14 protein-coding genes are annotated in these 18,582 nt (G+C 60.3%); 3 read left to right on the forward strand and 11 right to left on the reverse strand.

The genetic code is table 11. The annotated features are described in order from the left end of the window. Positions 1-13: 13 nt before the first annotated feature. Together KQ661_RS13595 and rpe are read right to left on the reverse strand one after the other, a co-directional pair. Positions 14-2,617 carry a TonB-dependent receptor gene (locus KQ661_RS13595; protein WP_216688847.1) on the reverse strand — a complete coding sequence of 868 codons (2,604 nt, stop codon included), beginning with the start codon at positions 2,615-2,617 and terminating at the stop codon, positions 14-16. Positions 2,618-2,644: 27 nt separating this feature from the next. After that, the gene (gene rpe, locus KQ661_RS13600) at positions 2,645-3,358 is read right to left on the reverse strand and encodes a ribulose-phosphate 3-epimerase (protein ID WP_216688848.1); all 714 of its coding nucleotides are present in this window, start codon (positions 3,356-3,358) and stop codon (positions 2,645-2,647) included. Between the two features lie 146 nt (positions 3,359-3,504). Between rpe and KQ661_RS13605 the strand changes: the two genes are divergently transcribed. Continuing rightward, entirely contained in the window at positions 3,505-4,101 is a 597-nt protein-coding gene (locus tag KQ661_RS13605) for a beta/alpha barrel domain-containing protein (RefSeq protein WP_216727275.1), read from the forward strand. Between the two features lie 97 nt (positions 4,102-4,198). Here the strand turns inward: KQ661_RS13605 and trmB are convergent, their stop codons facing one another. The 8 genes from trmB to KQ661_RS13645 all read right to left on the reverse strand — a co-directional run bounded on the left by trmB (position 4,199) and on the right by KQ661_RS13645 (position 14,936). Next, positions 4,199-4,864, reverse strand: a complete 666-nt coding sequence (gene trmB, locus KQ661_RS13610; protein WP_216727276.1) for a tRNA (guanosine(46)-N7)-methyltransferase TrmB — start codon at positions 4,862-4,864, stop codon at positions 4,199-4,201. Positions 4,865-4,906: 42 nt separating this feature from the next. After that, positions 4,907-6,250, reverse strand: a complete 1,344-nt coding sequence (locus KQ661_RS13615) for a bifunctional folylpolyglutamate synthase/dihydrofolate synthase (RefSeq protein ID WP_317196112.1) — start codon at positions 6,248-6,250, stop codon at positions 4,907-4,909. Between the two features lie 85 nt (positions 6,251-6,335). Then, positions 6,336-7,220 (reverse strand): hypothetical protein, encoded by an 885-nt coding sequence (locus tag KQ661_RS13620; RefSeq protein ID WP_216688851.1) that lies wholly within the window; start codon positions 7,218-7,220, stop codon positions 6,336-6,338. 33 nt (positions 7,221-7,253) lie between these two features. Further along, a complete protein-coding gene (locus tag KQ661_RS13625) occupies positions 7,254-7,673 on the reverse strand; it encodes an ExbD/TolR family protein (RefSeq protein ID WP_216688852.1) in 420 nt (139 codons plus the stop codon). A 108-nt stretch (positions 7,674-7,781) separates the two neighbouring features. Continuing rightward, positions 7,782-8,480, reverse strand: a complete 699-nt coding sequence (locus KQ661_RS13630) for a MotA/TolQ/ExbB proton channel family protein (RefSeq protein WP_168672923.1) — start codon at positions 8,478-8,480, stop codon at positions 7,782-7,784. 8 nt (positions 8,481-8,488) lie between these two features. Continuing rightward, positions 8,489-9,703: an HU domain-containing protein gene (locus tag KQ661_RS13635; RefSeq protein WP_216726216.1), complete on the reverse strand. Its 1,215-nt coding sequence runs from the start codon at positions 9,701-9,703 to the stop codon at positions 8,489-8,491. Between the two features lie 151 nt (positions 9,704-9,854). After that, positions 9,855-11,657 carry a TonB-dependent receptor gene (locus tag KQ661_RS13640; RefSeq protein WP_216726217.1) on the reverse strand — a complete coding sequence of 601 codons (1,803 nt, stop codon included), beginning with the start codon at positions 11,655-11,657 and terminating at the stop codon, positions 9,855-9,857. 36 nt (positions 11,658-11,693) lie between these two features. Then, entirely contained in the window at positions 11,694-14,936 is a 3,243-nt protein-coding gene (locus tag KQ661_RS13645) for a tetratricopeptide repeat protein (RefSeq protein WP_216727277.1), read from the reverse strand. A gap of 155 nt (positions 14,937-15,091) precedes the next feature. Here KQ661_RS13645 and KQ661_RS13650 point away from each other — a divergent pair, with 155 nt between their 5' ends. Then, positions 15,092-15,565 carry a hypothetical protein gene (locus tag KQ661_RS13650; RefSeq protein ID WP_216727278.1) on the forward strand — a complete coding sequence of 158 codons (474 nt, stop codon included), beginning with the start codon at positions 15,092-15,094 and terminating at the stop codon, positions 15,563-15,565. Between the two features lie 399 nt (positions 15,566-15,964). Here KQ661_RS13650 and holA read toward each other — a convergent pair whose 3' ends face one another. After that, positions 15,965-17,023, reverse strand: a complete 1,059-nt coding sequence (holA, locus tag KQ661_RS13655; protein WP_216727279.1) for a DNA polymerase III subunit delta — start codon at positions 17,021-17,023, stop codon at positions 15,965-15,967. A gap of 185 nt (positions 17,024-17,208) precedes the next feature. Between holA and tyrS the strand changes: the two genes are divergently transcribed. Then, positions 17,209-18,519 (forward strand): tyrosine--tRNA ligase, encoded by a 1,311-nt coding sequence (tyrS, locus tag KQ661_RS13660; protein ID WP_216727280.1) that lies wholly within the window; start codon positions 17,209-17,211, stop codon positions 18,517-18,519. Positions 18,520-18,582 lie beyond the last annotated feature (63 nt).

The raw sequence follows: 18,582 nt of genomic DNA on the forward strand, positions 1-18,582 counted from the left end.
GCCAGCCTGAAGTTCAAAACCGCGCAATCAGCCGCAAGTTCACAATGCGCTGCGAGAGGTAGCTGGGCACCGAGTACGTCACGCCGTTCACATCCTGCAGATAGCTGTAGCCGGCTACGTTATTGGCGGCAAACACGTTGAGGATTTCCAGGCCCAGCCAGAGGCTCTCGAAGCTGTAGAAATGGTCTTTGGGGGCGTTGTTATTTTTGAGGCCCACCACTTTGGAGAAGCCCAAATCGACACGGTTGTAGCTACGGGTGAGGTCGGCGGTGCCGCGCAGGTCGGGCAGGTTGGGCGGGCTGAACGGCAGGCCCGTGCCGAACACGAAGTTGACGTAGCCACGCACCGAAGGGTTATCCGGCAGGTGGTCCTGGAAGAAGATGCCCACGTTCAGACGCTGGTCCTGCGGGCGGCGAATATAGCCTTTGGGCTCACGGCCGGTCACTTTGCCGCTGGCATCCACCACGTTCAGCGAGTCGCCATCCACGTTTTCGCGGGTGGTAAGCACACCGAGGCTGAACCAGGATTCGGCCCCCTTCACAAACTCGCCGCTGATGCGGGTATCGAAGCCAGCGGCGTAGGCACGGGCATTGTTCTTGGCGAAGTAGCGCAGGCGCACGTTATCAACGTCATAAGGCACCACGTCGGTGAGATACTTGTAGTAGGCTTCGGCCGAAAACTTGAAAGGCCGGCCATACTGCCGGAAGTTGATTTCCTTGCCCACGATAAAGTGGTAGGATTTCTGGGCGCGCAGCTCCACGTTTAGGTTGGCGGTTTGAATCAGAGGCTGGCTGGGGTCGGTACGGTCGCCGGCCTGATTGCGCAGCTCGCGGTAGAACGGCGGCTGGTAGTACACGCCCACGGCCGCCTTAAACGAGCGGTTGGGGTGCGAGCGGCTGATTTGCGAGAACTGCACCCGGGGGCTGATAACCAGCTGGCCGTTGGTGGTCCAGTAGTGGGCCCGGGCCCCGTAGGTGAGGGCGGTTAGCGAATCGAGGTTCCAAGTGTCCTGCACAAAGCCCTGGGTGCGGGTGCTTTGCAGGCTCAGGTCCGACAGCAGACGGGTACGGCGGGCATCGGGCACGTAATCGGCCGAGTCGGCAAAGCTGTACTCGTCGAGCTTATCGGTGATTTTTTCGCGGCCGATTTTAGCGCCCCAGCGCACAGTGTGGTTGGCGGCGGGAGCCCAGCGGCCCCGGGTTTCGGCCGTGAAAATCTGCGCCGTGAGGTTATTGCGCGAGTGCTTGAACTGCGAGCCGATGTTGCGCTGGCGCACGGTCTGGTTGAAATCGGGCGAGGTCGGGTCGCGGTTGATTTCAGCGAAGGTGTAGGCCGCTTCCACGTCGCGGTACTCAAACTCACGCGAAATCAGGGCCGAGCCCAGCAGCTCCATCTGCAGCTTCGAGGAGAAGTCATGCTTCAGGTTCAGGCCCGTTTGGTAGGTGTCGAACTGCATCCGCTCGCGCCCATCGTAGGCGATGAACACGCGGGTGAACTGGTTGGTGCCGGTCGAGAACGTGGCCTGGCCGGTTTCGGGCGAGAAGCGGTAGTCGTTGTGCGCCACCACCCCCAGCAGGCCCAGCGTGGTGCGCTGCATGTCCTCCTTCTTGCCCAGGCCGATGTTCACGAACGCCTGCGCGTCGTAAAAAGTGGGATTGTAGCCGCCCTGCGCCTGTTTCAGGGAGCTCAACACGTACTGTGCGTTCTTGTAGCGCACGCCGGCCAGGTAGCTCACGCGGCCATTCGCCGAGCGGGCTTCGGCGTGGGCCGCGCCCCCCACCAAGCTGGCCGTGAGCGAGGCGGCAAATTTCTCAGGTGTCTTGTAATCCACGCTCAGCACCGATGCCAGCTTGTCGCCATACTTCGGCTGCCAGCCTCCGCTGCTGAACTCCACCTGCTTCACCAAATCGGGGTTGATGAAGCTCAGGCCCTCCTGCTGGGCCGAGGTAACGAGAAACGGCCGATAAATCTCGAAGCCGTTGACGTACACCAGGTTCTCATCGTAGTTGCCGCCCCGCACATTGTACGTACTGCTCAACTCGTTATTCGACACCACGCCGGGCAGCGTCTTGAGAATGGCGTTGAAATCGCCAAACGGTGAGGGAATTTCCTTGGCCGAGCGCGGGTCAATGCGCGTAACGCTGACCTGCTCGCGGGTATCAGCCTGGTTGGAGCGGCCCGTGACGCGCACATTGCTCAGCGCCTTGGTATCGAGGCGCATGGTTAATCGCAGGGGTTTGCCGGCCTCAGCAGGCAGCCGCAAAGGCTGCCGTAGTGTGATAAAGCCCAGGCGGCGCACCACCAGCACTACATTCTGGTCCGTGACCGGTACACGCACAGGCAGCACGAACGCACCATCGACGTTGGTGTTTGTACCGCCGGGCTGGCCCTCCACTCCCACCGCAGCCAGCTCCAGTGGCTGCCCGCTGGCGTCGCGGAGCGTCCCGGTGAGGGTCACGACCGTGCCGGACTTGGTTTGTTCCGAGCTGATAGCCTGCGCCCAAACCGTGGTTATTTGCAACGGCCCCAGGGCCAGCACGCCCAGCAATACCAGGCGGCACTCAACATTCCTAATAACTGGCACTGACGACAACGGCGGCGTAGAGGGTTGTTTCACGGGGCTGAGAACGAGCAGACGGCCCAACTATTGCCGGCGGCCGGCGGCCGTGGCATCCATCCCCAGGCCGGCCAGGTGGTCGCGCAGGCGGGCCAGCGTGGCCACCGGCCCCTCGGGCGCGCTGAACACGAAGTTGCCCGCCACCAGCACGTCGGCGCCGGCTTCCACGAGCGAGCCGGCGTTGTCCATGTTCACCCCGCCATCCACTTCAATCAGCGCCTCCGAACCGGTATTCAGCAGCAGCTCCTTTAGCATGGCCACTTTTTTCAGCGTATTCGGAATGAATGCCTGCCCGCCGAAGCCCGGGTTCACCGACATCACCAGCACCACGTCGAGGTCGGCGGCAATGTCTTCGAGCAGTGCCACCGGCGTGGCCGGGTTCAATGCCACCCCAACCCGGCAACCGAGCTGCTTGATTTGCTGCACCACGCGGTGCAGGTGCGGGCAGGCCTCGTAATGCACCGTGATGCTGCTGGCCCCCGCGTCGCGGAAAGCAGCCAGGTAATGCTGCGGCTCCTCAATCATAAGGTGCACATCAATCGGCTGTTTGGCGTAGCGGGCCACGGCTTGCAGCACGGGCAGGCCGAAAGAAATATTGGGCACAAACCGGCCGTCCATCACATCAAAGTGCAGCCAGTCGGCGGCACTGGTGGCAAGGCGCTCGGTTTCGGCCTGCAGATTGGCCAGGTCGGCGGCCAGAAATGAGGGGGCTAGCAAGGGCGTGCGGCGGGTTCCATTCATGGCAGCGAAGATACGGCGGCCGCGCACTCCTCAAATACGGCCGGGCTCCCGCTTCGGCGCTACTTTTGTGGCGGGCCCATCGGGCCTGCGTCCGTTGCCCGCGCCGTACTTGCCGGGCGGCTTCTTTTCATCTCCTCGCCTCCGCTGTGCCCCACCTCGTTCCTATTCTTATTCGCGGCATCAATAACCTTTCCGATGCCCGCTACTGTGCCGGCATGGGTGCCGATAAACTGACCTTTGTGCTCGACCCCAGCCTGCCCGGGCACCTCGATACCAAGGCCGTAAAAGAGTTGGCCGGCTGGATTGCCGGGGTTGAACTAATAGGTGAATTCGACCAGCTTAGTGCCCATGAAATTAACGCTATATCCGCCGAATGCAGCCTGGATGCCATCCTGCTCCGCACCCCCCGCACCAGCGAGGAGCTAGCCGAAATAGCCCCGCCGGTGTACCTGGAGCTACCAGCGGATTTCGCCGCCCTGAGCCAGTCGCTACCCACTTCGCCCATCGGTTTCGTGCTGGAATTGCCAACGTCCGAAACGCCCGAAACCCGTGTGGCCCTGCAACAAATCAGCGCCCTAAAGCCCCTGTGGCTCGGCCCCGGCCTGCATCCTGACCGCGCCCGCACGCTAGCCACGTCCCTCCCATTGGCAGGTCTGGTGTTCCCCTCCGGCGATGAAGTGAAGCCGGGCCTGCGCGATTTCGACCAGTTGGAAGCCGTATTTGAGGCCCTGGAAATCGACTAAATCGGCCTGCCTGATAAGTGCGACGCCCACGCAGGACCATGTAGTAATGGCCACCTGCGTGGGCGTTTCGTTTGGCCCGAAGCCAGACAGCATTGGTTTACGTCAGCCGAAACTGCACGTATTTGATGGGCACGCCAATGGCGCGGTACTTCCCCTCAAAGTTGGTCTGAATGGCCTGGGCTTCGGAGAACTCCGGGTCGGTTTCCGAATATAAATCCCGGGTAAAACGCTCCACGGTAGCGCCGGGACGAGCCGACAGCATTTCCAGGGTGAATTCGAAAAGCCCCTCATTATCAGTCTTCAAGTGCAGCATCCCACCCGGAGTTAACAATTGTTCATACAGCCCCAGGAAGCGTGGCGAAGTCAGCCGGCGCTTGATGTCGCGGTCGCGGGGCCGGGGGTCGGGAAAGGTTATCCAGATTTCATCCAACTCGCCGGGACCAAACTGAGCGGCCATCGCCTCAGCCCGCATCCGCACGAAGCCGACGTTGGTCAGCCCCATTTCGGCGGCGCGGGTACTGCCCCGCCAGATGCGCTCCCCTTTGATATCAAGCCCGAGGAAATTGCGGCCGGGATGGCGCTGGGCCAGGCCCACGGTGTATTCGCCTTTGCCACAGCCCACTTCCAGTGTCAGCGGGTGAGGCGCAGCAAAAAAATCGGTACGCCAGCGGCCACCCAGCTGTTCGTATTCAGGTTTGCCCGGCTCAATGATATCGGGACGGGAGGCGTTATCGGTAAAACGCTGAAGCTTAACTCGGGGCAAATCAGTAGGTCTTTGTTGATGTACAAAGGTAAAGCGGGTTGGTCAGGTCGGGGCGTATAGTTCCTCCACCTCGGCCACCACAAAGGTGCTGCCGCCAATAAAAACCACGTCGCGGGGGCCAGCCGCGTTGCGGGCCGCTGCTACCGCCGCTGCCACCGAACCATAGGCTTGCCCGTGCAAGCCCAGCCCGGCCCCCTGCTCCGCCAGCTCGGCAGCCGGCAAAGCCCGCGGGATGGTAGCCGCGCAGAAGTAGTAAGTGGCCTCTTTCGGCAGCAGTGCCAGCATGGCAGCCACGTCCTTATCGTTCACGGTACCTATTACCAAATGTAAACACTCATGCGGAACACGTTGTAATTGAGCCATTACGGCCTGCAGACCGGCCGCGTTATGCCCCGTATCACACACCACCAGCGGCTGCCGGCCAATGATGCTCCAACGCCCGCGCAGGCCGGTAAGCGTCGTGACCTGACGCAGGCCGGTCCGCACGGCCGCCTCCGTGATGCGGAAGCCCTGGGCCCGCAGCTCATCCAGGGTAGCGAGTACGCCGGGCAGGTTATGCTGCTGGTAGTCGCCGGGCAGGCCCAGCTCAGCATTGGGCAGGTAGGGCCGGCCGTGCTGGCTCACGGCAATCGGGCGCAGGCCCGTTTCGGGCGAGGGCTCGGCGGCAAACGTGGCCTGATAGATTTGGTCCGCAAAAACGAGGTGCGCGAGCTTCACGGCGGCTTCGCTCCGGAACACATCCGCTACTTCGGGCTGGGTCTGGCTTACCACGGCCGGTACGCCGGGTTTGATAATGCCTGCTTTCTCGCCGGCAATTTCAGGCAGCGTGTTTCCTAAAAGGGCCTGATGGTCGAAGCTGATGTTGGTGATGAGCGACACCAGCGGCGTGATGATGTTCGTGGAATCGAACCGGCCGCCGAGGCCAACCTCAACTATGGCAATATCAACCCGCTGCTGAGCAAAGTAGTCGAACGCCAGCGCCACACACATCTCAAAAAACGACGGCTTGATTTCGGCAAACAGCGGCTGCCAGCACGCCACCCACTCCACCAGATACGCCGGAACCAGCTCCTGCCCATTCACCTTAATGCGCTCCGTGAATTCGCGCAGGTGCGGCGAAGTGTACAGGCCTACTTTATAACCAGCCGCCTGGAGCACTGCTGCCAGCAGGTGCGAGCTACTGCCTTTGCCATTGGTGCCGGCCACGTGCACGCTCCGAAACTTACGCTCCGGATGTCCCAGCGCCTCAGCCAGGGCTAAGGTATTACCAAGGCCTTTTTTGTAGCCGGCCGCGCCCACCCGCTGAAACATAGGGAGCTGCTCGTAGAGGTAAGTAAGGGTTTCCTGATAAGTCACGGGATAGCGAAAATGGGGGAGAAAGCACAAATTAACAGTATTTCGAGCTGATACCAACGCAAAAGCCCCGCCGTCTGCTAACAGGCGGCGGGACTTGAATAAGTTGGCCGGAAGGCTACTTGACCGAGAATTTGAACGTGTAAAAACCGGTTGCGCCCCCGGGGGCAGAGTTGGTCTTGATAAAGTTGGTATCGAGCAGCTTGTCGCGGCACAGCTTTTCCTGCGATGGCGACACGTTCCCCGAAACCTTGGTTACCGATTCTACCTCTCCGTCGGCCGCAATCTTGATTTTGAAGCGAATCACGCCCGAATTGTCGTCTACTGACTCTACCACCGGCTTGCTTTCAAAACGCCAGCCGCTCATTTCCAAGCCACCACTTCCGGGGCTGCTGCCGCTTCCGCCCCGGCCGGGGGCCCCGTAGAGCGCCGTAGCATCGAGGGTACCATTCGGGTCGCCCTGGTCGCCCACGGTACCGGGCCGGTCGCCATTGTTGTTGCCCGTGGGGGTATTGCTGGTGCCATTCACGCCGTTGCCGCCGCCGGTGGCGCTGCCTTTGGGAGCAAACGTCACGGCTACTTTGCGGGGCGCCTTGGGCGCGGCTTTCACTTCCTCCTTGGGCGGCGCGGGCGTTTCAACCGGCGCCGCCGACACGGGGCTTTCCTCGGCTTCGCTGGTAATTATCTTCTCCTGCGAAGGCGGCGTGGGAGTTGGCGTAGCCACGGCCACGGGGCGCGGCTGCGGGTCGGGGCTGGCCTGGGGCGGGCGGCTGTCTTCGCGGTTAAGCGATTTGTTGGCCGTGGCCATGCTCTGCACATTGCCCGAGCCGGCCTCGTCGATGCCGTAGTTCAGCTCCACACCGTCGCCACCGCCCAGGGCGGCCAGTGGCGGGTTCGGACCTTTAAATACGGAGAAAATAAAGAACAGCAACAACACCCCGTGCACTACCAGAGTGCCAATCAGGCCCTCGCGGCGGTGCGGTTCTTGATAGTCGATAGCCATGATGCAGTGTACGCTTTACCAGCTAAAATCGGCTTATTTACCGGCAGCCTGCTGGGCCTGAGTGGCCATCACCATTTTCAGCTTGAGGCGGTTGCCAACCTCCAAAATATCAACCAGCTTCTGAACGTTCAATGAGGCATCGACGCGCAGTACCACGGTGGGCTGCTCAGTAGTTGGAGCATTGCCGATTAGCGCCACAAGCTCGGGCTCGACGTTGGCGGGCGCAACGGGCTTTTTGTTTACGAAGTACTGCCCGGCCGCATCCACCGAAATGGTAATGGGCTGCTTCATCACTTGCTTGCTGGATTTAGCATTCGGCAGCAAGAGCTTAATTACGTTGGGGTTAACCAGCGTTGAAGCAATCAAAAAGAACAACATCAGAAAGAACATGATATCGTTCATGGCCCCGGTTTCGACGTGCGAAGTGAGGCGGTGACGGCGGGAAAGGTTCATAACTTTTAAGTTATGAGTTAAGAGTTCGGAGTTAAGGGTTTTTCGTTCTGCATAACCTATCTATAGATTCAGGCAACGCCAACTCTTAACTCCGAACTCTTAACTCAATTAGTTGTCCTGCAGAATGTCCATGAACTCGATGGCCGAGTTTTCCATGCGGAATACCATGCGCTCAACCAATATGCTCAGCCAGTGGTAGCCCACGTGGGCAATAATGCCGACGATGAGGCCGGTGGCCGAGGTTACCAGCTTGACATACAGACCGTCGGCTACTTGTGGAATACCAAACTCCTTGGTGGCCGCGATGGAATAGAAAATCTTGATAACGCCTATGATGGTACCCACGAAGCCAATCATGGGCGCGATACCGGCGATGATGCCCAGGATGCTGATGTTTTTTTCGAGGCGCGCAATTTCAATCTTGCCCACATTCTCCACGCTGGTTTCGATTTCCTTCAGCGGCAGGCCAATGCGGCGCAGGCCTTTTTCTACCATGCGGGCTAGTGGCGAGGCATTCTGGGCGCAGTAGAGCTTGGCGCCGGCCAAATCGCCCTTCACCATGAGCGAGCGGATTCCCGCCATGAAAGCCTCCGGATTGCCGGCGGCCCGGCGAATGGTGAAGTAGCGCTCGATGATGATGTAAACCGAGAGAATGGAAAGCGCTACCAACGGAATCATTATCAGTCCGCCGCGCAGCAGCAGGTCGATGACTGGGACACTGGTATCGGCAAGGGGGGCAGCAGCGACGGCGGCAGTACTAATAGTATCGGCAGCGGCGGGAACCACTTGCAGGAGGAATACGGACATGCGGACGATTAAAATTTCAAGGTATTATAGTCACAGTGCGTGCTCATGCGTAGGCGCTGGGCTTCGCGCTGGGCCGAGGCCATGTCGGAGTAGTCGGCGGCCGTGAGGCGGAACAACCGGCTGCCGAAGGGGGGCAGAATGATGTGCGAGGCGTGGCCGCTTTTGGCCAGCAGCTTGCGGCCCTGCTCGGCACCAGCCAGGCTGCGGTAGGCCCCAGCAATGACGTAGCAACGACCAGTGCGGCTTTTAATTGTAATGGTGCTGCCCATAGCGACCGGGGCTTTTGCCACCACGGGGGCGGCGGCTGGGGCTACCGGTGTGGCAGCGGCCACCACCGGGGCGCTGCTGGCAACTACTTTGGAAGCGACCGGAGCTGCTTCAACTACCGGGGTTGCTGCGGCGCTGACGGTTACTTCCGGCGTTTCCACTTTGAGCGACGGGCTGATGGGCGCGCTATTTTCCGCTGCCATTTCCGGCGCGGGCAGCGCAGGAGTGCTTTCAACCGGCGTCATGCCTTCGGTGGCACGGATCCGAAAGTCCTGCTGGCTGAGCGTAGCCTGCTGGGGCTCGGTGATGATTGGCGTGGCAATGCCGGGCTGGCGCTGCGCCCACTCCCACCGGGGCATGGTGCCCTGCCAGCTCACGGGCAGGTAGCCGGCTTTCATCGCTACCTGGTAGTTGGCCAGTAGCAGCAGGCCGGCGGCCATGGCGATGATGCTGGCCGGCAGCAGCCGCACCAACATGGTGCGGCGGGCACCCCCGCTGCGCAGAATAGGCTGCGGGCCTTTGACGCGGGCATCGGCAGCGCGCACGGGGCGGGCAGCCAGCTCCGGCAGGCCAAAGGCGGCCGCCAGCAGATTATCGGTTCCGGTGTATTCAAAAGCGAGGCCCCGACCCGCCGCCCGGCGGAAAATGCCGATGCCCGGCAGTTCGGTCCGGTTCGTGTCGTCGAGCTCCTGCTGCAGGCCGGCTACGGCGGCGCGCACGGCCTCCCGGGCCTGCGCGATGGATAAGCCCAGGTGCTGGCTCAGGGCATCAACCAACAGACCGTCGTTACGGGTAAGGGCCTGGTTGAAGGCGACCAGTTTGGTGGGTGGGCTCAGGGCCTGGCGGCCGGGCTGCGCCCGGGCCGGCGACACATCGGCCACAAGCCCCCCGAAGTCCGGAATAATCACGCAATCGTGGTCACGGAGAAGGGGGCGAATGTGGTCGGCGAGGTGCATATGCGGGACTTGAGAATTCTGAAACATGGAAACTCAGCCTTGGTAGCATTCGGAAAAATGAATATCTGAAATGAGCAGCAGCAGCACCGGACCGGACGGCTTCAATCCCTAACATTCAAGTTCCCAAGACCCTAAGACCCTAAGTTCCCAATCAAAACGTGTAGGTAGCTCCCCCCAATACGTTAATACCTTTCACGGGATATCCGTAGAAACGCTGGTACTGCCGGTTTACAAGGTTATTACCCATTACAAAGATGGATATTTTTGGCGTAATGCGGTAGTCGGCGCGCAGATTCAGGTCGATAATCGGGTCGGTGGCGCGGTAGAAATCGGCTACCCGCGCGGCCCCGGCGGTAACGGCCGGCCGGTAGCTGATGCCGTAGCTGGCCGCGAAGAAGTAGCCTTCCACCCCCACCATCAGCTTGTCGAAAACATTGTAGGTGCCAAACACCGAGGCCTGGAATTCGGGGCGGTGAAACGGCTGGGGCAGGTTTTTGAGCGCATACTTATTATAGTCAACCCGGGTGCCGAGGCGGAATTTTTCGGCCGCATTATACAGCAGCTCGCCGTGGATATTGAGCACGCCGGTGGCGTTCTGGTCGTACACGAGGTCGAACTTAGTAGGGTCGACAGGATTATTGAGATAGAAGTACAGGTTGCGGTCGCGGGCGTAGGTGGCTTTCACATTGAACTCCAGGCCCCGGGCAGGCGTGGACGTGAAGCCGGCGTAAACAGTGGGGCCACGGTGGGTATCGGCCACGTTCAGGCCCCGGTTCAGCCAGGGGTTTTCGGTACTCAGGTCGTAGCGGGTCACGCGTTGCAGAGCGCCGCCGAGGCCGGCGTACACCATGAATTTTTCGGGCTCAATGGTATAGCCGAGGCGCACGGCCGGGTACACCACACCCTTGCTTACGTTGGTGGTAGTATCCGAGGAATAGCCCAGCGTGGCTCCCACCGAGAAGGCAATGTTGTTGCGCAGAAACTCATAGGCCGGTGTGGCCTGCACGAAGGTGCGGGTACGGCTGGTTTGCAGTGGGTTGGGCGTTTTAAGGGAAGTCGCCGCTTGGTCCTTATCCGAGATGAAGGACGCATCGGCGGCCACGGTGATGCGGCTGGATTCGCCCAGGGCATAGCCAACTTTAGCATTCAGGCGCACATCGCTTTCAGAGGCAGCAAAATTGTCGGCCCAATAGCGGTAGCCGACGCCGGCATCGTATGTCAACTGCTGCTCGGGGTCGCGGTTGTGGGCGTAGGCTTTTACAGCAAAACGGTTGAAGGTCTGCTTGATATCGCCGGATTCGGGCGTTGCCACCGGGCCGCCATTGGCCGCTTTCTCGTAGCCGTAAAAATTGTAACGCTCGCGGCCAAAGTCCAAGGTAGCGCCAATGGCGGCGGTGCCCCGATAGATTTCGCCCATGGCGTGGGCGCTGGTTTCCGACATCCGGGAGTTCTTCCCATCCACGGGCCCCTGAATGGAACTTACATGTTTGATATCCAACCCATAAGCATGGTCGGTATTGCGGGTACTGTGGAAGTAGCCGCGCCCGTAGAACGTACCGTAGTTGCCAATGGCGGCTTTTACGAAATTGCCGGTGAGGGGCGTAGGCTCCTCGGCCCGAATGGTGAGCACCTTCACCGAAGGCGTGAGGCGGTCGGCGGGCAGGCGGAAATCGGAGAAGGTGTAGGCCACCTTGCGCTCCACTTTGGGCGGCGTCGGGAGCTTGATTTTATCGAAGTTGCGGGTGGCCTCGGGCAGCTGGTTCACCCGCTCTTTCACAATCTCAATCTCGGCCTCCTCAATATTGCCCTTGTACTTGCCTTTAGTGGGCTGGGCCTGCGCGGAGGCCGCGGGCACTACGCCGCCAGCCAGCACGGCAGCCAGGGCCAGCCCGGTGGCCAGCCGCCCGCCGGAGGATTTGGTAGAACGGCTTTTATTTATCGTCAAACGCTTCATCAGCAACTGGTTTTCTTTGAAGTAAATGCGCCGTTCCTAACGCTGGGTAGTATCGGCCGGGGCGGTGGTGGTGCCGCGCAGGTTGGTACGCGGGGCCGGGGCTTTGCCTTTGGGGGGCGCGGTGGTGGGCTTGGTGGGCGTGCCGGCCGGAGCGGCCGGGGTTTTGGCCGGCGCTTTGGTGGGCGCTTTCACCGGGGCTTTGGTGGGCGGAGTGGTTTCCTCGACCTGGTCGGCACCCAGCGTTTTGAGGCGCTGCCGGGCCGTTTCCAGCACTTCCGGCACCGGGAAGTTATTGTCGATGAGCGAATTCAGGGTGCCGCGCGCCTGGAAGTTGTCGCCTTCCGAGGCGTAGATGTCGGCAATCAGTAGGAAAGCCCGGCCTAGCCACAGCGAGTAGCTGCTGAAGTCGGCGTTGACTTTCAGAGCCGCAGCTTTGGCTTCCTCGTTCTTTTTCTGCTTGAACAGCGTTTCGGCCAGGTAATACTGGGCTTCGGCTCCGTTGATGTCGTTCGGGGCGGCGGTGACAGCTGTTGCCAGCTCGGTAGCGGCCTGGTCATAGCTTTCGGCACGCAGGCTGGCCTTGCCTAAGTAGAGCAACGCGGCATTGGTCGCGTTGGCGGTGGCTCCGGCCTGGGTACGCAGCTCCTCGGCCACGCGGCGGGTGCCGGGGTAGTCGCCGCTCTCATACAGGCTGCGCATCTGACCGAGAGTGGCATTGGCCACTTCGCGGCGGTTGGTGCTGCCCCCCCGCAGGCGCTCGTAGAGCTTAGCCGCTTCGAGGTAGCTCTTGTTTTCGAATTCGAGGTCGGCGAGCCGGCCCACGGCCCGGTTCAGAAACTCGCTTTTGCCCTCGGCTACCACGGCGCGCAGGCGGGTAAGGCCTTGCTGCTTGTCGCCGGTTTTCAGGTATGAATCCGCCAGGAAGAACCGGGCATCGGCTCCGAGAGAAGATTCGGGGTACTGCTTCAAGTAGGACTCAATGCGCAGGATAGCAGGCTTGTATTTCTCAGCTAGATATAATGACTTCGCCGCTTCAAACTCTACGCTCTCGGTGGCCTTGCTGTCGGGGTTCTGGACTTTAAAAGCAGCCAGCGCCGAGTCAAACTCTTCGGTGCGGCCCAACGCCGTGAGGCTTTCCTGCAAGTTGTAGAGTGCCTGGGCGGCGGCCTCGCTGCGCGGGTAGCCGGTCAGCACCTGCTGGAAATCGACTACGGCTTTGTCCTGCTGCTGGAGGTTGGCGTAGGCCACGCCGCGCTTTTGCAGGGCCTGCGGCATCAGGGGACTGTTGGGACGGCCCTCAATCAGGCGCGAGAAGCCGGCAACGGCCGGCTGGTACTCGCCGGCCTCAAACGCCAGCTGCGCCTGCTGGAATACGGCTTCCTCGGCATAGCGCGAGTCGGGGTTAGTTTTGAGCAGCGCGGCCAGCGTACTGGTGGCCTCCTCGCGGCGGCCCATCAGGCCCAGTGTGCGGCCCTTCTGGTAGTAGGCGTAGTCCTTATCGGCCGCGTTGGCTTTGATAACCTTGTCGTAGAGGTCTAGGGCCTGCTGGTAGTTTTTCGACACGTAGTACGTATCGCCCAGCCGCAGGGTGACGTCGTAGTAGTTGGGGTCGGCGGGCTTGGCGTCGGTATCGTTCAGGAAGGCGGCGAACTGCGGGCGGGCCTTGTCGTACTGCTTGGTATTGTAGTAGGCATACCCCAGCCCGTAGCGGGCTTTCTGCTCAAAATCAGCCTCTTCAGGGCTCACCCCGCCCCGTCGGACCGAACGCGCCGCGGCGGCATAGGCAGTAATGGCATCGGGATACTGCTGGCCTACGCTGAAAATCTCGCCCCGCAGCACCTGCGCCGCCGCCCGCAGGCCATCGTCGGACGGGAATTTCAGGGACTTGTCCAGCAGTGGCAGCGCTTGGGCGTAGTTGCCGTTGTTATACAGCAAGGCGGCCTGGGAATAGGCCACGCGCTGGTAGGTAGCATCCAGCTTCTCGCTGCGGTCGTCGATGCTTTCGAGATAGGTCAGGGCCTGCGGGTAGTCGGTCGACGACAGGAAGCTATTGCTCAGCAGGTCATCGACGATGGGCTGATTTTTCGAGCGCGGAAATTTCTTGCGGAAGTCGCGTAGCACGTTGATAACCTCGGGCAGGTTGCCCTGTTCGTATTGCACCTGGCCCAGCTTGAGGGTGGCGTTTTCGGCAATATTCTTATCGAACGTGCCCTGGCGGGCGGCCTCAAAAGCCGTTACGGCCTGGGGCTTCTGGTTGGCCTGCACGTAGCTCAGGCCGAGGTGGTAGGCCGCATTCTGGCCCAGCGAATCGCGGCGCACGGCCACGTTCTTCAGGTTGGCAATGGCACCCTTGAAGTCGCCCATCTTGTAATTGGCGTAGCCAATCTTGTATTGCAGCGCCGGCTCAATCCGGTTCTGGTGCACGGCGGCGTACTTATCGTAATACTCGGCGGCCTCCTTGTACTGTTCCTTCTGGTAGTGCGCATCGCCCACCAGCAGCTGTATTTCGTCGGAATTCTGGGGCGGGGGCGTGTTTTGCAGCGCCTTGGTGGCGTAGCCAATCAGGCCATCATAGTTGCCCTCCTTGTAGTAAATCTGGGTGATGATGGCCGGCACTACCGGCTTGTAGGCGTCGTTCTGCTCGGCCACACCGAGGTCGGCGCGGGCGGCGGCATAGTCGCCAGCGCGGTAGCCGAGGTAGCCGGCATAGTAGGAGCTGGCGTACTTATACTGACTTTGCACCTGCTTGTTGCGGTCGAACAGCAAGCGGGCTTTCTCGTAGTCCTTCTGCTCGAAATAGCTATAGCCGAGCTTGAAATCAGACTCGGCGCGCTGGTCGTTGCTCAGGTTATCGGGCGCTACCTTGGTGAAGTAGCGGATGGCCGACTCATAGTTTTTCTGGTCGAAGTAAAACTTGCCCAACTCGAAGTAGGCTGCGGCGGCCTGCGGGTGGGCCGGGTGCCTAGCCGCGAAATCCAGAATGAGGCCCTCGGCATCGGGGTGCGAGAGGTAGAGGCCGCTCACGGCGTAGTAGTACTCGGCATCGGCGGTGCGGTCGCCGGCGGCGGGGCCGGCCTGGCTGCTGTGCACCGGCACAATGGCCAGATACTGTCGAAAGGCCTCCTGGGCCGCGCCATACTGGCCGCGGTCAAACAACTCCAACCCTTCCTGAAAGTGCCGCTCATCGGAGGCGAAAACCTGGGTTTGCTGGGCCTGGGCTACCATGGGTGCCGCGGCACTCAGGGTGGCGGCCAGCGCCAGCCGGGGAAATAGCTTCATGTAAATACCTGTCGTGGAGGGGCCGCACCGGGCCCGGGAACTCGCCAAAAGTAGCGATAAATGCCCGTAGGTTGCCCATCTAACGCGGAAAGGCAGATTTCATTGCCGGATGAACGCGCTTGAAACATTACTGCACCTCCACTTACCTTGTGCCCATGGTCTCCCCTACATCCAACACCTCAGAGTCGCCTGGCTACAATCAGGCACTTACCGTTGTCTTTTTACAGCAACAACTGCTTGGTGCGTGCGTGGAAAGCTTTGGCATTTATCATCAGGTTTTGTGCATTGAATTCCGCAATGGTCATGATGATATCATGCTCTCCATTGATAGTAAACTGCTTTTTGAGCCCGACTTGACTCACGATGCAAGAAGTGCTGAAGAGACGGCGTTGCTGTTTTTCTACAAAATCAATCTTCAGCCGATAACTGCATTAGAATATCTTACGGATGGGTCACTGGCACTCACTTTTCAAAATGGCTATCGGTTTACCGTACAAGGCCGTTGCGTAGATTCCGGAGAACCTTGGCAATTGGCAACCCATACACTTGCCAACGGCGGCTGGCTTGTAATTGGCTTCGAAGGCGGCGGCCTAGCTATGTTTGGGCCCACGCCCATAGACGACAGCTAATAAACTGCGGCAGCTGTAAAGCCTTCTAACAACCTCATTTATCACTATCAATTCCAGCAAGCCATAAAAAAAGCCCCGCCGACAATTGCCGACGGGACGATTTCAAGTGTTGAGCGTACCGCAGCCGACCGACTATTTGAATTTGGGCGTAATGCCCGGCACGTTCATATTGCCGCTTTTATAGCGCTTGTAGAGGTAAGCCGCACCAGCGGCCAGCAGGGCACCTTTTACCAGTTTGCCGGAATTGGAGCCGCCGGTACGGGTGCCTTCTTCGTTGGTTCAGCTGCCGAACAGGCCGGAAATCAGGCCCCCGAGGGAGCCGCTAGGTTGGTTATCGCTCATGAGTGAAATCAGTTTAAGGTGAGATACACTCCCGTTACGGCCATGATTGGGCTGTTGTTACCCCAGCACGCCGGCCGGTACGTTGTGCAGAATCAGCCACACCAGCTCCCGGAGAATCTCGGCATCGTCCATCGAGCCGCTTTCGATGCCCTTGCTCTGCGCATCGGCCCGCCGGATGTTGTGGATGAGGCCCACCACCCGCTCGGGCGGGAACACGCGCAGGGCCTGCTGGTATTCCTTTTGGGCGAAGCTGTTGAGGATGCCCAGGCTCTTGAATACGCCATCGGGCGGGTTCGGGCCGGCCTGGTGCAGCACCAGCAGCTTGGTGAAGAAGTTGAACAGCAGCGTGAGATTCGGAATGAGCGGGTTGGCCTTGGGGTTGGCCGCGAAGTAGGCCAGAATACGGTTGGCTTTGAGCACATCGCGCTGCACCAGTGCCTTTTGCATCTCAAAAATATTGTAGTCCTTGCTGATGCCCACCATGCGCTGCACCAGTTCCTCATCAATCGGCTGGCCGGGCTTGAGGTTTAGCACCAGCTTGTCCACTTCATTGGCCAGCCGGCCCAGGTCGGCCCCGATGTACTCAGCCAACATGGCCGTGGCCTGACCGGTAATCTGCTGGCCCCGGCTGCGCACGTTGGCCGTGAGCCACTGCGGCACCTGATTGTCGTAGAGCTTCTTGCTGGTCATGAGCACGGCCGACGAGTCTTTGCCCGAAAGCAACTTGCCCAGCTTCTTGCGGCTGTCCAGCGTTTTGTGCTTGTAGCAGAACACCAACACGGTACTCGGCAGCGGATTTTTCAGGTAGGCCTCCAGAAAAGGCCAGCTCCGCTCCTGCTCCAGGTCGGCCACGGTCTGGGCTTCTTTCACGATGACGACCGAGCGTTCGGCCATCATGGGGAAGCGCTTGGCCTGGCCCAGAATGGCCGTCACGTCCACATCCTTGCCATACACCACCACCTGGTTGAAGCTGCGCTCATGCTCGGCCAGCACGGTTTTCTCAATCAAATCGGCCACCACATCAATGTAGTACGGCTCCTCGCCCTGCAAAAAATATACGGGCTGAAACTGCCGCTGCTGGAGCTGCTTAAGTATCGCGTCGGCTTCCTGTATCAAGTGGTAAATGAGTAAGTGAGTAAATGAGCAAAGTGGCGTATGCCGTAGGCACCAGCTTCGCTCCTGACAAAGGTAAAGCTGCCTAGTACCTTTGCGGGCAAGGGCGCTACGGCGCTATTTCGGGTTATGGCTCTCGCCTGCCGAATACGCCACTTTACTCATTTACTCATTTACTCATTTACTCATTGAATCTCATTGAAGAACTGACCTGGCGCGGCATGTTTCACGACGCCATGCCCGGCACCGCCGAACACCTCGCGGCCAACGCCCCCATCACCGGCTACATTGGCTTCGACCCCACGGCGGCCTCACTGCACATCGGCAACCTAGCCACCATCATGTTACTCGTGCATTTGCAGCGCGCCGGCCACCGCCCCGTGGCCCTGGTAGGCGGGGCCACCGGCATGATTGGCGACCCCAGCGGCAAATCAGCCGAGCGCAACCTGCTCGACGAAGCCACCCTACGCCACAACCAGGCTGGTATTCAGGCACAGCTGGAAAAATTCCTGGATTTCAGCGCAGGCCCCACCGGCGCACTGGTGGTGAACAACTACGACTGGTTCAAGGAAATTGGCTTTCTGGGCTTCCTGCGCGAAGTCGGCAAGCACCTCACAGTGAACTACATGATGGCCAAGGACTCGGTAAAGCGCCGCATCAGTGGCAACGAGGACAGCGGCTCCGACGGCATCAGCTACACCGAATTCAGCTACCAGCTACTGCAGGGCTACGATTTCGTGCACCTCAACAAAACGCTGAACTGCACCCTGCAAATGGGCGCCAGCGACCAGTGGGGCAACATCACGACCGGCACCGAGCTCATCCGCCGCCTTTCCAACGCCGAGGACCGCGAAGCGAAAGCCTACGCCCTCACCGGCCAGCTCATCACCAAAGCCGATGGCACCAAGTACGGCAAGTCCGAAACCGGCACCGTCTGGCTCGACCCCGCCCTCACCTCGCCCTACCAGTTCTACCAATTCTTCCTCAACTCGGCCGATGTGGACGCCCCGCGCCTCATCCGCGTGTTCACGCTGCTCAGCGAGCCCGAGATTCTGGCCATCGAAGCCGAGCATGCGGCCGCCCCGCACCTGCGCACCCTGCAAAAGGCCCTGGCGGCCGACGTAACCACCCGCGTGCATTCCGCCGAAGCCACCGAAGCTGCCATTGCCGCCTCGCAGGTCCTGTTTGGCGGCGGCGACCTCGCCTCGCTCGATGAAGCGACCTTGCTCGATGTATTCGCCGGCGTGCCGCACCTGCGCGTGCTCCGCGCTGAGATGACCGAGCTCAACACCACTACCTTCCTCAGCGATTTCACCCTGCACAAAATCTTCCCTTCCAAAGGCGAAGCCCGCAAGATGATTCAGGCCGGCGGCGTGAGCATCAACCGCGAGAAAGTAGCCTCCCCCGATGCGTCAGTGGCCGCGCTGCAGCATCTGGCCAGCAAATACCTGGTGGTGCAGAAGGGCAAAAAGAACTACTTCCTGGTCGAGTTGGTGTAAAAACAACGTCCTGCCGGGCGCAGCCGAGATATCACGCATGCTTTCGCGCTTCTTTGCCGTTGA

The organism is Hymenobacter siberiensis, from assembly GCF_018967845.1.
Taxonomy (GTDB): Bacteria; Bacteroidota; Bacteroidia; order Cytophagales; family Hymenobacteraceae; genus Hymenobacter; species Hymenobacter siberiensis.